General features: G+C 32.8%; 15 protein-coding genes. All 15 read right to left on the bottom strand.

From position 1 onward, the window contains the following. Nucleotides 1–144: 144 nt before the first annotated feature. The 15 genes from ACW6QP_RS05700 to ACW6QP_RS05630 all read right to left on the bottom strand — a co-directional run bounded on the left by ACW6QP_RS05700 (nt 145) and on the right by ACW6QP_RS05630 (nt 14,837). Nucleotides 145–1,113 carry a glycosyltransferase family 2 protein gene (locus tag ACW6QP_RS05700; RefSeq protein WP_457909892.1) on the bottom strand — a complete coding sequence of 323 codons (969 nt, stop codon included), beginning with the start codon at nt 1,111–1,113 and terminating at the stop codon, nt 145–147. 285 nt (nt 1,114–1,398) lie between these two features. Further along, complete coding sequence (locus tag ACW6QP_RS05695) at nt 1,399–2,328, bottom strand: glycosyltransferase family 2 protein (RefSeq protein ID WP_457909891.1); 930 nt, start codon at nt 2,326–2,328, stop codon at nt 1,399–1,401. A gap of 2 nt (nt 2,329–2,330) precedes the next feature. Continuing rightward, a complete protein-coding gene (locus tag ACW6QP_RS05690) occupies nt 2,331–2,915 on the bottom strand; it encodes a CatB-related O-acetyltransferase (RefSeq protein WP_457909890.1) in 585 nt (194 codons plus the stop codon). 9 nt (nt 2,916–2,924) lie between these two features. Then, nucleotides 2,925–4,130 (bottom strand): glycosyltransferase, encoded by a 1,206-nt coding sequence (locus ACW6QP_RS05685; protein WP_457909889.1) that lies wholly within the window; start codon nt 4,128–4,130, stop codon nt 2,925–2,927. 5 nt (nt 4,131–4,135) lie between these two features. After that, nucleotides 4,136–5,056, bottom strand: a complete 921-nt coding sequence (locus ACW6QP_RS05680; RefSeq protein ID WP_457909888.1) for a glycosyltransferase family 2 protein — start codon at nt 5,054–5,056, stop codon at nt 4,136–4,138. Next, nucleotides 5,053–6,066: an ATP-grasp domain-containing protein gene (locus ACW6QP_RS05675; protein WP_457909887.1), complete on the bottom strand. Its 1,014-nt coding sequence runs from the start codon at nt 6,064–6,066 to the stop codon at nt 5,053–5,055. The genes ACW6QP_RS05680 and ACW6QP_RS05675 overlap by 4 nt, the downstream gene beginning before the upstream one ends. 40 nt (nt 6,067–6,106) lie before the next feature. Next, entirely contained in the window at nt 6,107–6,577 is a 471-nt protein-coding gene (locus ACW6QP_RS05670; RefSeq protein ID WP_457909886.1) for a GNAT family N-acetyltransferase, read from the bottom strand. Between the two features lie 353 nt (nt 6,578–6,930). Continuing rightward, complete coding sequence (locus ACW6QP_RS05665) at nt 6,931–7,854, bottom strand: glycosyltransferase family 2 protein (RefSeq protein WP_457909885.1); 924 nt, start codon at nt 7,852–7,854, stop codon at nt 6,931–6,933. A 1-nt stretch (nt 7,855) separates the two neighbouring features. Continuing rightward, nucleotides 7,856–8,503 carry an acetyltransferase gene (locus ACW6QP_RS05660; protein WP_457909884.1) on the bottom strand — a complete coding sequence of 216 codons (648 nt, stop codon included), beginning with the start codon at nt 8,501–8,503 and terminating at the stop codon, nt 7,856–7,858. A 2-nt stretch (nt 8,504–8,505) separates the two neighbouring features. Then, a complete protein-coding gene (locus ACW6QP_RS05655) occupies nt 8,506–9,573 on the bottom strand; it encodes a DegT/DnrJ/EryC1/StrS family aminotransferase (RefSeq protein WP_457909883.1) in 1,068 nt (355 codons plus the stop codon). After that, complete coding sequence (locus ACW6QP_RS05650) at nt 9,570–11,009, bottom strand: lipopolysaccharide biosynthesis protein (RefSeq protein ID WP_457909882.1); 1,440 nt, start codon at nt 11,007–11,009, stop codon at nt 9,570–9,572. Before ACW6QP_RS05650 ends, ACW6QP_RS05655 begins: the two co-directional genes overlap by 4 nt. Further along, on the bottom strand, nt 11,010–11,876 hold the full coding sequence (gene rfbA / locus ACW6QP_RS05645) for a glucose-1-phosphate thymidylyltransferase RfbA (protein WP_457909881.1): 867 nt from the start codon (nt 11,874–11,876) through the stop codon (nt 11,010–11,012). A gap of 40 nt (nt 11,877–11,916) precedes the next feature. After that, on the bottom strand, nt 11,917–12,963 hold the full coding sequence (gene rfbB, locus ACW6QP_RS05640; RefSeq protein WP_457909880.1) for a dTDP-glucose 4,6-dehydratase: 1,047 nt from the start codon (nt 12,961–12,963) through the stop codon (nt 11,917–11,919). 9 nt (nt 12,964–12,972) lie between these two features. Further along, nucleotides 12,973–14,367, bottom strand: a complete 1,395-nt coding sequence (locus ACW6QP_RS05635) for a UDP-glucose 6-dehydrogenase (RefSeq protein ID WP_457909879.1) — start codon at nt 14,365–14,367, stop codon at nt 12,973–12,975. A gap of 101 nt (nt 14,368–14,468) precedes the next feature. Next, on the bottom strand, nt 14,469–14,837 hold the full coding sequence (locus ACW6QP_RS05630; RefSeq protein ID WP_457909878.1) for a four helix bundle protein: 369 nt from the start codon (nt 14,835–14,837) through the stop codon (nt 14,469–14,471). Between the last annotated feature and the right edge of the window lie 74 nt (nt 14,838–14,911).

The following is a 14,911-nucleotide window of genomic DNA, read 5'->3' as shown; positions in this document are numbered from 1 at the left end:
ATTAAATTTTTTCCATTTTCTAAAAAATGGCCCCATTATTTTGTTCTTGAATAAGTGTGAAATTATATATAGTACATACCTAGCGTATTATTTTAAATTCACTAATACTACTTATGAAAAGGTCTTCCTAAATCATTGATTTCCTTATTCTACTTTCTCAATTCTTTTCCAATTTTTAGATCCCAAAACTCGATTTTTTAAACGCTGGGTAATACTATTTAATTTGTTGTACAATCCAGTAGTGGAATTAGGAAACTTTTCTTTTAAATTCAAATCTGACTCAATATCTTGTAGCTTCTTTTTATATATTTGTTGCTCGTCTTGATTTATGCAAGTCAATAACGAATAATGATGTTGAACTTTTTGATGGAGCAATTTTAACGCTTGATTCTCAAATTTCTTTGGATAGTGCTTTTTCACATACTCCAAGCGTTCTAATTCACCTTCCAACTGATCCAAATTACGAATTGAGAAGGAACCAGAAATAGCAGAATCTCTTTGCAAATAATATAAAATAGGCTGTCTGATAGCTATATAGCGTTCCACATCTTCAATTATTTTGTATTTCCAGAAAGTATCTTCATAAAACTTACCTTCGGGAAAAAGATAGCGTTGGGCTAATTCTTTCTTAATTAACTTTCCCCAGGCAAAATTGAATACTGTCTTGTGCTCCAATAATGCCCACATAGCTTCTTCTCTATTATAAACCTCAATTTCTTGATGTTGTTGAAGATTGAGTAGCCTATAGCTAGGATAATCATAATAAAAGTTCCCCTGCACAACATCTCCTTGATATTTTACTGCTGCATTAATCAACAATTCCAATGCATTCTCCAGCAACATGTCATCTGAATCTAGATAAAAAACATATTCTCCTCGCGCTTCTCTCAAACCTGTATTTCTTGCACCAGATAAACCCCTATTTTCCTGATGGATAAGTCGAAAACGAGTATCTCTATGCGCAAAATCATCTGCAATTGTTGCTGATAAATCCGTCGCGCCATCATTAACCATGATTACCTCGAAGTCACTATAACTTTGACTTACAACAGAAAACAGACTTTCAGTGAGGAAATCTTCTACGTTGTAGATTGGAATTATAATAGAAATCATTGGCTGGTGATTTTTCATAAATAAATCGTGATAATATGCTTACAATCAATAAGTTATGTAAATAAAACAACTGGTTAATCAAAATTAGATTTCATCGTCGTAATATATTAAAATAAAAATGCAAAGCTAAATTATAATCGCCAACATAACGACTCTAACATTGAAAGCTTGTTTCCTTTTAAGCTAAGTTTAATATTTTGAGTATTTTAATAAAAAATTGAGAGAATGGAGAACTAATTAAAAATGCAAAAGAGTGATGAGTTATAACTATTAATTTAAGGTTATTTATTGAAGTTTATACATAAGGAGTTTAAATTTGTCTTTAATTGGCAGCTTAGTAGTGAAAGCATCTAATATATCGACCTGTCTCCTAAACTTATAAAACTCTTTAAAATTAGAATTAAAATTAACTGTCAAAGATTTATTTACATTGATTAATCGAATGAGATACTTGTAAAATGTATCACAATCTTTTATTGGATTTAAAAAGCTCAAAATCAAACACAACACTTCTAAAGTGCTTCTTTCTTTAAGTTCACTAAAAGTTGAGGTTGTCGTTGATTCCTCCCTAAAATAATAATAGTAAAGTCCCTTCTCAGATGAATAAAAACTCTTGACAATTTGTACGTACTCCATCATAAAAAAATTATCCTCAAATTTAATATCTTCTCTAAATTTCAAACTTTTAATACTATCTCTTTTAAAAATTTTATCACAGACAATCCATGAAATCAAATTGTCTTCAAGAATAAATTTTTTAAATTCATTAGATTCCAGTTGATATTTTTTATCAATATTTTTTCTGATATAAGCATCCTCAGTTCCATATTTCATGAAAATAGGGAACTGCAAACATTCAATTGAAGGATCTTTTTCTAATATTTGATAATTTAGCTCTAATGTATTCTCAGCTAATGCATCATCTGAGTCCACAAATAGAATATAAGTGCCATTGGCATGTTTTAAACCTAAGTTTCTTGCACTACCCTGACCTTTATTCTTTTGATCTAAGACTTTTATTCTAGCGTCTCCCTTAGCTAAGCTATTACAAATTGAGAGACTATCATCAGTAGATCCATCATTGATTAAAATGATCTCTAAATTTTTATAGGTTTGACTTAAAACAGACTGTATACACAGCTCTAAATAAGAAGAAGAATTATATACCGGTATAATGATACTAAAATCAACCTTTCTTAAATTTTTATCTGTCATTCTTAATTATTCTGATTTAAATTTCTAAAAAAGAAATCTTTATTTTCTTTTATTTTCGAATCATCCCATTCCCACCATTTAGAATCTAATAATTCTTGAGTAACACTTTCGGAAAAACGGTATTTTATTATTTTAGCAGGGTTTCCACCTACAATGGCGTAAGGCGGAACATCTTTAGTTACAATGGCTCCAGCGCCTATAATTGCTCCATTACCAATGTTAACTTCTGGCAATATTACCACATTGTCTCCAATCCATACATCGCTCCCAATTCGATTTTTTCGATTTTTTATAGTGTATGGATATTTCCCAAAATATTTTTTATAAAAATCAAATTCTACAGCTGGAAAATCATAATAGTGATTTGCTAAAATAACCGTTACATTTACGCCTATTGCACAAAAACCTCCAATTTCTAAAACACCACCTTTTCCTTTAACTACAAAATTTCCGTTATGGACAGAATTTCTCCCTTTACTTATTATTTGGCCGTGACTTTTAATATGAAATGGAGGTTGTTCTTTTGGTTTAGAATTTATTTTTAGAAAATATAATAAAATTCTAATTCTTTGTATGATACTTTTCATATGCTCAACTCAAATTTTATCCAATTCATAAAATTTATTAATATCATCAATTTGTTCATTATTAGATAAATTTGAAAAAATTGAGAATTTTTTTATTAATAAAGGATTATCCAAAAATTTTTGTATGCCATTGAAAACACCTTCCATATCATTTGATACTATAAATCCGTCTACTCCATCATTTACAAATAATTCAGCACTCGCTACGTTCGTTGTAACTATAGGTTTCTTTAAAGTTTTAACTTCATGCATTACTATAGATGCTCCCTCAGTTCTGGAGGGAACCACATATATATCGCAGTTTTTAATAAAAGGATAAGGATTCATTTTATTTCCTAAAAGAAATAAATGATCATTGATTTCTAAATCTAGAATCTGAGTTTTAATTTCATTTTCTAATTCCCCATCCCCCACCAGATACCATCTAAAATTAAAACCTTTATCTTTGAGCCATCTAACTATCTTTGGGATTCTATCTTGTCCTTTAAATCGATCTAATCTACCTACTGTTAATAATCTATATCCGGAGAAATCATCTTCAAAAGATCCCCCAATCTCTGCAAGTTTTTTAATTTTTACAACAGGAACCATATTTCTAAAAACTTCAACTTTTTCTTTTAAATCGGGAAACATTGAAATTATTGAAGTTTTTACATCTTCTGAAACTCCGTATATTTTATCGAATTTGGGATATAATATATGTGAGAATTTTTGTTTATCAGTAATGTGATGTTTAATATCACCATGAATCCACATTAATTTAAAACGAGCATTTACCTTTTCTGTAACAAAATATGGAATAATTATATCTAAACCTCTAAAGGAAATAGCTATATCTGCTTCATAAATTTTATGTATTTTATTAAAAAAAGCTTTGAAATTTAGATGCCATAAATCGTTTGACGAGAGTTTTATTCTAACAGCCCTGAAGAGAGCGCCAACTGCATCAGATATTTTTTTTTCTTTGAAAAATCTTATTGATGTAGATAATGGAGGTTCAGATACTAAATAACCCCATTCTGAAAATTCCTTAATTATTTCAACCTCTACCCAATTTGGGATATCATTAAACAGTTTGCCGCCTGGACGTAACAATAAAAGCTTCACACTGAATTCAGTAAACTCTAAGGCCTCTAATAGAGCTAATAAAGCTTTTTCAACACCCCCCATATCCATATATCCATGAACAATAATTATTTTCCTGGATTTTCGCATAACTCTTAAGTTTTAGGTAATATTTTTCTATATAATAATGACAAATAACCTTTTACGGAAATGTGATGTTTCACTAATCCCAGGTTCTTATAAAGTATGTTTATGCATTTTTTGTATTCCGATATGTTCAGGTAATGTGAAAAAATCACTAAGCAATAGTCGTTTATCCGTTGAATATCTTTTTCAGAATATTCACACTTAATAAAATTATTTATAGCATATATGTGAGTTATTTGTGCCTCAGCATTTTTATATAATTGCGACACTGTCTGCATGGCGCCACCGTTATGAACTCTATAAACAGCATATACTTCTTTCGAAACATACGCTAAATTTCCCGGTTTAGTAGATAAAAGTGATATATAATATATCCAATCTCCAAACAACTTATTTTCAAATTCAAATTTAGCTCTTGATATTTTACGGAACATAACAGTACAGGTATATATTCTATTTAAAGTATAAAATCCTTTAATATCATAAGTTTTTGGCTCTAAAGTATTGTAGGTTTTTTTTATTAAATTATGATTCTTTAATACTTGTGCTTTACCGCTATGTATAATATAGGCTGGATGGGATTCCAAAAAATCTACCTGCTTTTGCAACTTATAAGGATCTGTCCAATAATCATCGCCTTCACACAAGGCTATATATTTTCCTTTTGCTCTTGAAAAATTGTATTTTACATTAATTCCTCTTTGCCCTTTAGAATATTGATTTTCTAACTGGTAAATAGGCCTAATTAAATCTGGATATTTTATTTCGTATTCTTTAATAATTTCAGTTGTGCCATCTGTAGATGCATCATCATAAATAAGAATTTCAAAAGAAAAATTTGTCTGCTGCATTAAAAACCCATTCAAACATTCCTCTATGTAATTTTTATGATTATAGGTAATACAACTTATACTTACTAGCGGTTTCAATCTTCAGACATTTTAATTATGTTTATGTCTTTAACCATTTCTATATTATATTGCATTTGTAATAAACTTTTTTTAATTTTTTTCTTTTCACTTAAATCAAGTAATACCTTAGGTAAATTAACTCCGGCGAGGTGAGTAAAAGGATAACCTCCACCAAAGCGGCAGTTCATTTCTAAAACATAAAGTTTTCCATTACTTATAAAACAGTCCATATCTAAAACACCTATATGTCGCAGAGAGAGGGCAAGTCTTTCTCCCAATTGCATAAGAGGAATATTTTCTTCTGTCCGAGCACCATCAGTCTCCCCTGATCGCATTGCCATTTTTTTCTTTACAAAGGTTTTGATATAATTACCTTCCAAATCGTTAAAAACGTCCAAACCATATTCCTGTCCATTAATGCATTGTTGGATCAGCACTGCATTTTCAGAACTTTCTTTAGATTCATATTTTAAATAAGAATTATAAATTTCTCTTTTTACTTTGGCGAAAAAAACTTCAAGTTCTAACTCATTCTCTGCTTTGTAAAGGCAGATAGAGCCCATCCCCCATCTTGGTTTAACAATAAGGGGGTAATTAATTTCACCTGATTTTATGGCTTCTTTACTAGACTTTAAATTAATATATGTTTTTGGTGTATTAAAGCCGTGAGTTATTAAAAATTGAGAAGTTAACCATTTGTCATTACATTTGGCTACAACACTTGGAGAAGATATCACCACTTCTACCCCCAACTCTTGAAAAAGCGCTTTAGATTTGGCTAAAACAGGTAGGTCTATATCAAACAATGAAATAAGTATATTTATATTATGCTTTTCGACATAATCTAAGAGAAATTCAATAAAACCTTCTTCATAAATTAGTGGAGTCACCACCCATTCATCTGCTTCAATTAAGGCGGGTGAAAATTGAGAATTAGCAACGTGTACTTTTCCTCTCCCTGCCAGTGCTTCTTTAAAATATTCTACCAGGTAAGATCTTCTTCCTGCTGAAGTTAATAAAATATTCATTTATCAGTTACTTCTTGCTAATACATTCATATTCTATTTCTTAAGTCAAATCTAATGAAAGGAGTATATTTTCTTTATCAACTCTCAATATCATAAATCCATTTTTCTCATATAATTTTATTGCAGCTTTATTCTCCGGCCAAGTTTTCACATATAAAGATTTCATTTTGTTATTCTTACTTTCTCTAATTGAAAACCGAATAAGTTCACTTGAAATACCCTGCCCTTGGAATTCCGGAGTAACAGCGATTACAGATATGTAGGCTTCCTGGTTTTTGGAATCATTATTATAGAACATAATAAGTCCTTTAATATTTTGTGAGTCACACGCAATAATAATATTTCCAAAACTCAATAATTTTCTAATATATTCTGAGAAATTATTAACTGTAGACCTTTTAGTCAACCTTTCCAAAAGTGAAGGTTGAAAAGATTTATTTACTTTTTTAAGAACTAATGCTAAATCATTAATCTTAAAAGAGGTTTCTCTAAAATTTTTTATTACTGTCATTCTTAGGTTTACTTATAATTAAATAAAATCACATTTAAATTGATTTGTCAACCTTTTAAATCCAAATATAATGGTAAGAACAAAATTCCGGAAGCAGAATATTGAAAACCGGAGGTTTAATAGAACGAGGTTCAACAGTAAAAAACCATTCTGAATTATTTTGAATTCTTTCAACTCAAACCCAGTTTTAGGGGGATATCATTAAACATTTTGGCACCTAGACGTAACAATAAAAGTTTTACACTGAAGTCAGTAAACCCTAGGGCGTCTAGAAAAGCTAATAAAACCTTATCAACACCCTGCCTTGAAAATAACCATGAGCAATAATAATTTTTCTGGATATTTGTATAACATTAATCTTTAGGTATTATTTTTCTAAACAATAATGACGAATAACCCTTTACTGAAATGTGATATTTCACTAATTTTATGTTCTTATAAATTATGTTTATACATTTTTTATATTGCGAGAATTTTAAGTAATGTGAAAAAATCACTAAACAATAGTCGTTTATCCTGTAAATGTCCTTTTCAGAATATTCACACTTAATAAATTTATTAATAGCGAATATGTGAGTTAGTTGTGCCTCCGCATTTTTATAGAATTGCGACACTGTCTGCATCGCGCCGCCGCTATGAATTCTGTATACAGCATATATTTCATTAGAAACATAGGCTAAATTTCCCGGATTACTAGATAAAAGTGATATGTATAATATCCAATCTCCAAATAATTTATTTTCAAAATCAAAAGTGAATCTGGACGTGTTACGAAACATTACAGTACAGGTATACACTCTATTAACAGTGTAAAAATCTTTTATATCATAAGTTTTCGGCTCTAAAGCACGATTTGATGCCTCTTCTACTAAAATATTGCCATTTAAAACCTGTGCTTTACCGCTATGTATGAAATAGCTTGGATGAGTTTCCAAAAAATCTACCTGTTTTTGCAGTTTATATGGATCTGTCCAATAATCATCTCCCTCACATATTGCAATATATTCACCTTTACATTGTTTTAGAGCAAAATTAAAATTAGGAATTATACCAATATTTCTATCGTGATTAATATAGTTGATTATTGATGCTCGTGGATCTGTATTTATTATATTTTGTATAACCTCATTTGTACGATCAGATGAGCAATCGTTAACAATAACCACTTCTACTTCAAAATCATGTTTTTGCATCAGTACCCCATAAATTGCCTCTTCTATAAATTTCTCGTGATTATAAGCAATCATACAAACACTAACTTTCGAAGCTTGTCTCATTCTAAAAATTCAGAGGTTCTAATTTCCTTCCTATTTTACCAGGAATTCCTATTACTAAACTATTATCTGCTACATCTTTGGTGACAACAGAACCAGCTCCAACTATTACGTTTTTACCAATTTTAACATTTGGAAGAATTGTGGCATTCGCACCTATACGTGAATAATCATCAATCTCACATCCACCTAATAAATTAACATTTGGAGATATTTCAATAAAATCACCTATCAAACAATTATGTGTTATAACGGAATTATAATAAATAATACATCCATTGCCAATTCGTGTACTATTTGAAATTCTGGATCCGGATAAAATATTATTTCCTTCCCCCATTATTACATTATAAGCACCAATGCTTGCTTCAGGGCTAATTGTAGACTTAAGAATACCACCAATTTTACTAAATTTATCATACATTTTCTTTCTTAATACTGGATTACCAATACCGATAGTAAAATGCTTGTCTATAGTTTCAAAATAATTTTCAGCTTGATCTAAATTTTTTAAGATTAGAAAATGATTGTATAATTTTTCATAGATAGCATCATTTATATCATCATAAAAGACTAAATTATTAATTTGATTAATTTGATGTAAAATATCCAAAACCTCTATTGCAAACCCTCCGGCTCCTATTATTAGCATAATTAACTATTAATAATTTTTACAATAAACTTCAATTTTTCTTCCTCTAATTCAAAATATAAAGGCAGGCAGAGAATTCTTGACGCTACACTTTCTGAAGTCGGCATTTCTTCACCCTTAATATATTGCACAGTGTTAAGGGAAGGATAAAAATACCTCCTAGGATATACCCCTTTTTCATTTAATTTATTCTGAATATTTAAAAGTGCTGTTTCACTATTAAAGATTACGGGATAATAACTAAAATTCCATTGTGTATCATCCCTGATTTTTAATTTACCGAGTTTGGAGAAATCTAAATTTTCATTATAAAAATCTACTATCCGTTTTCTGTTAAGAGTTATTTTATCCATATGCGGCAAAACACCCAACCCCATCGCAGCCTGTAATTCACTCATTTTGGCATTGATCCCAACCCCATGGAAATCTTCCGGGCCATTATGTCCAAAATTATGGCTGTAAAACAATAGATGGTTTAATTCGCTATTTTTACAAAACATTGCCCCGCCTTCCCCCGTGTGAAACAACTTGGTGGCGTGGAAGCTACAGGTACTTATATCTCCATAATTAAAGATGCTTTGCCCTTTGTACCTTACGCCAAAACAATGAGCAGCATCATAAATTACCTTTAAATTATGCTTCTGGGCTACCCTCTCTATTTCTTCTACATTACAAGGATTTCCAAATACATGGGTAGCAAGTATTGCGGTAGTTTTTGGAGTAATGGCAGTTTCAATCTTAGTATCATCGATTGTCAAATACTCCGGGTGAATATCTACAAAAACTGGGGTACAGTTTTCCCAAACTATAGCAGCCGATGTCGCCACATAACTAAAAGGGGTGGTGATCACTTCCCCGCCTTTTGCAAGAACTTTCAATGCAATTTGAATTGGAAGTGTCCCATTGGTGGTTAAGGTAATATTTGGAACTCCTAATTCGATTTTTAAATTAGTTTCCAATTCTTTTACCAGTTCACCTCGATTAGTAAGCCACTGGTTATCCCATATACGTTGAACCTGATGATGATATTCTTCAATTGGCGGAAAAAATGTTTTGGTTACGGGGATCATTTTCGTTTTATTATAAGTAATAGTTCAGACATTGCGCTCATTTTTAAAAAATAAGAGCTTAAAAAGTAGATGGCGCAGCCAATAATAGTGCCGGTAACCAACCTTAGGAGATCATAATTTGTAGAGGTTGGGAAGGAAGAATCAAGAATAAAAACAATAAATCCACAAATAAAAGCCAAACCTATGTAGGGTGTTAAATCTTTAGTCTGCTCCCATGCGGAATATTTAAGGAATTTTCCTGAATAATGTGTATTGATAAAAAAGGCCATAAATGAAGTTAATACACTACCATACAACAGGGCGAAAATACCAAAATTTACAGACACCCCTATTACAATTACAATTAAAGCTTTCTTAAAGATCTCCAGTTTAAGAAAAAGATCACTACGCCCCATTACATTTAAAATATTGAGATTGTAAGAATGTATAGGATAAAGTATTCCATTGGCACACAAAATTTGGAAATAAGGAACAGCGGGCAACCATTTTTCAGTCAATAAAAAACGAAATAGAGGTTCTGCCAGTACCGCCATTATAATTAAGGTAGGAGCTACCAGGTAAATCACCATTTTCATTATTTTGGAATAGACTCTTTTCAGCCTTGCAGTATCTTCCTGAATGGACGCGAATAAAGGGTAAGTTACCTTCCCCAATACGGCTCCAATATTATTGACCGGAAATTGCTTTAGTGAATCTGCCCGAGAATAATACCCTAACTGGGCCGGGGTGAAAAATTTTCCGATCATAATTGGATAAGCGTTTACAAAAATGACATCCAGAAGTCCAGACATTGTAAGTTTTATCCCAAAATTAAAATGAAACCTGAATTTTTCCATATTAAAAACCCAGGATGGTTGCCATTTTGACCAGAACCATAATTGAACAGACTGAGTAAAAGATTGTATCAATCCCATCCAAACCAGACTCCATACACCGAAACCCGTATATGCCATATAAATACCCACCGCACTACTTATTATTAAAGATGGAATTTTAATAAACAATTGTGTTTTAAAATCCATTTTCTTGGTTAGCCTAGTTAACTGAATGGCGGAAAATGCATTTAATATAAAGATTAAACAATAAAGCCGGGTGATCTCAATGAGAATTTCCCTTTCAAAGAAAGCTGCAATAAGCGGAGCTGCAAAATACACTATTCCATAAACTATTATGCTCCCTGCCAAGTTGAAAAAAAATACTGTTGAGTAATCTTCCTGGTCAGGCTCTTTTGCTCTTATTAAGGATTGCCCAAGACCGCCCTCCATTAATATCCCACCAACCCCCATAAAAATTCCAATCATGGCAATTAAGCCAAACTCTGCTGGCAAAAGTAGTCTAGCCAGAATAATGGATACCAGAAAAGATATTCCCTGCACTCCAAATTGTTGTGAAAAAGTCCAAAATACTCCCGAAAGTGCCTGTTGTTTTAATGGCATTTATAATGTTTTTGACAAATCTATAAGATATTCCCCGTACTTTGATTTGCCGTATCTCTTAGATAACTTTTTAAGTGTTGATTTATCAATAAAGCTTCTTTGATATGCCACTTCTTCAATACAACCAATCATTGCGCTCTGCCTGTTTTGAATTACCCTAATAAACTCTGTGGCATCATCTAAGGACTCAACCGTGCCGGTATCAAACCAACTCATTCCACGGGTCATCACCCCGACCTCTAATTTACCGGCATCCAGATACATTTGGTTAATTGTTGAAATTTCTTTTTCACCTCTAGTTGATGGCTTTACAATTTTGGCATATTCAACAACTTTATTATCGTAAAAATATAAACCAGGCACTGCATACTTGGATTTTGGCTCTTTAGGCTTTTCCTGAATACTTATAGCTTTATTATTTCCATCAAATTCCACAACTCCATAACGTTCCGGATCTTTGACTGGATAAGCAAAAATTGCGGCACCATCCAAATCTATTTTACTTCTTACTAAACTCCCAAAACCATTGCCATAGAAAATATTATCTCCCAGAACCAAAGCCACTTTTTCATTTCCAATAAATTTTTCACCAATGATAAAGGCCTCGGCCAATCCATTAGGCTCTTCCTGCACTTCATATTCAAAACTGCAACCTAAATGAGAGCCGTCTCCTAACAATTTTTTGAACACCTGCTGGTCATGTGGGGTAGTTATAAACAATATATCCTTAATTCCGGCCAGCATTAATACAGAAAGGGGATAATAAATCATAGGTTTATCATATACCGGTAGTAATTGTTTGCTTACTGCAATTGTTATAGGATATAATCTTGTTCCACTTCCCCCTGCTAATATTATTCCTTTCATATTCAGATTTCGTCATTTAATGCGAATACCGCAAATTATTTTATTTTGAATATTGGCTCATATAATAATCCTGATATGCTCCACTAGTGACATTTTGGAGCCAATCTTCATTTTTAAGATACCAGTCGATTGTTTTTTCCAAACCCTGTTCAAATGTTACTGATGGCTTCCACCTAAGCTCTTTGCTGATTTTGGCGGCGTCTATAGCGTAACGCTTATCGTGCCCAGGCCTATCTTTCACATAGGCGATAAGTTTAGCTGACTCCCCTTCTTTTCGGTCTAATTTCCTATCCATAATTTCGCAAAGCAGATGGATTAAATCAATATTTTGCCATTCATTAAATCCTCCAATATTGTATGTCTCCTTTATTTTACCCGTATGAAAAGCAAGATCTATCGCCGTCGCATGATCTTTAACAAACAACCAGTCCCTGGTATACTTTCCATCCCCATAAACAGGCAGGTTTTTATTATGAATAATATTATGAATAAATAGAGGAATTAGCTTTTCCGGAAATTGATTGGGACCATAATTATTTGAACAATTAGAAATTATGTAGGGAAGCCCGTAGGTTTCCCCGTAAGCTCTAACGAAATGATCTGAACTTGCTTTAGAAGCCGAATAAGGTGAATTAGGATCATAGGAAGTATTTTCAGTAAATAAACCTTCTGGCCCCAAGCTCCCATATACTTCATCTGTACTTACATGATAGAAAAGTTTATTCTCAAACTTGTGCTTCCAGGTCTTCTGGGCAGCGTTTAATAAGTTTAGGGTGCCAATAACATTTGTTCTTACAAAAGCAAGTGGATCAGTAATAGAGCGGTCTACATGTGATTCTGCAGCAAGATGAATAACTCCATCAAATTTATATTTCTTAAAAAGACTATCCATCTTATCTGCGTCATTAATATCTGCTTTTAAGAAAGAATAATTTTCAGAATTCTCTACATCCCTCAAATTCTCAAGATTACCGGCGTAAGTCAATTTATCCAAATTATAAATTTGATAACTCGGGTATTTATTGACAAATAATCTCACCACGTGAGAACCGATAAACCCTGCACCTCCTGTAATTAGTACTTTCATAATTAAATTTTAACTTCCTATTGCATAAAATTCGAATCCTATTCCTTCTTTTGATTTCCTTTTCAATATTCTTCTTCCATCAAAAAGGAAAGCCGGTTTTAGCATTTCATTATATATTTTTTTCCAATCCAGTTCTTTGAATTCATCCCATTCCGTTAATACAGCAACGGCATGAGCCTCTATTGCTGCTTCATACGGGGTAGTGACCACTTGTACTCTGGCCCGGTTTTCCTCCGAAGAACGAGTGTTTAAATAATCCAGATCAGCATAGATTTGCTCTGGTTTTACTTTTGGATCATATACCACGATCTCGGCCTGTTCGTTCAATAAATAGTCTCCTACATAAATAGCAGCCGATTCCCGGGTGTCGTTGGTATCTTTCTTAAATGCCCAGCCGAGTAATGCTATTTTCTTTCCGGAAACAGTATTAAAAAGGGTCTGCACTATTTTAGCTGCAAATCTTCTTTTTTGATGATCGTTCATCAAAATTACCTGCTCCCAATAATCGGCTACCTCGTTTAATCCGAAGGATTTTGAAATATAGACCAGGTTTAAAATATCTTTCTGAAAACAGGAACCTCCAAATCCAACTGAAGATTTGAGGAATTTAGACCCAATTCTGGAGTCCATTCCCACTGCTTTGGCAACTTCATTCACATCTGCTCCAGTTTTCTCGCATAATTCGCTCATCGCATTGATGCTGGAAACCCGCTGTGCTAAAAATGCGTTGGCAGTTAATTTTGATAATTCAGAAGACCATACATTGGTAGTAAGCAATCTCTCCCTGGGCACCCAATGCGCGTATACGTCTACCAAGGCTTCAACTGCTTCTTTTCCTTCAGGGGTATCTATATCACCACCAATTAAAACCCTATCGGGATTCATCAAATCGTCTACGGCGGTGCCTTCAGCTAAAAATTCAGGGTTCGATAAAATTTGATAATTTACTCCATTCCCTGTATTGTCAAGTATATTCTTCAAAGCTTCAGCAGTACGCACGGGTAAAGTAGATTTCTCAACTACGATCTTATCGGTTTTCGATACCCTGGCAATTTGGCGAGCACAAAGCTCAATAAACTTTAGATCGGCAGCCATTCCCTTTCCTATTCCGTAGGTTTTCGTAGGTGTATTTACCGAAATAAAGATCATATCAGCCTTATCTATCGCAGCGTCCACATCGGTAGAAAAAAACAGGTTTCTACCTCGCGCTTCAGCCACAACCTTTGAAAGCCCGGGCTCATAGATCGGAATATTTTCCACGTCCTCATCATTCCAGGCATTAATCCTGGCTTCGTTAATATCAACAACCGTTACGCTTATCTCCGGACACTTTTGCGCAATCACTGCCATTGTTGGCCCTCCAACATAACCGGCACCGATGCAACATATGTTTTTTATTTTCATTATTCGTTAGTTCGTTAATTCGTGAATTCGTTAGTTCGGCAACATGTTAGTACCTTTTTCGTGACTACGTCTTCGTTAACTATATTATTTTTTTTGCAAATTTACTCGTTTGATTTTCTTAAATATCTTATGTAGCCATTAATTACCTGCATACATCGGGTAGTTTGACTTCGGGTTTCTTTTAAAGTTTCATCAGAAATATAATCCCAGGATCTCGCTTCAAGAGCATGGTCTAATATTTCTGCTACCGAACCACGTGCATTTACCAAAAATTTGATATTATCCTTAAAATGATACCTTCCCCACCCCTCAGCTATATTAGCTGTAGCAGATCGGGAAGCTCTTAATATCTGACTATATAATTCATATCGCTCTGATGATGGTAATTTTTGAAGAACATTCTCTTTCAAAAACATTTTCAACTCATTACATCTCTGCCAACATTCCAGGCTTTCAAAACTATCGGCCATGTTTCGTTATTTCGTTAGTTCGAAAATATTTTCAAATAGTTTTTTTAAGTAAATTAAATCCAAATAATCTTCCC

The organism is Salegentibacter haimaensis (assembly GCF_054121495.1).
Note: the sequence above shows the minus strand (reverse complement) of the source record. Positions and strands in the feature narration are given on the sequence as shown.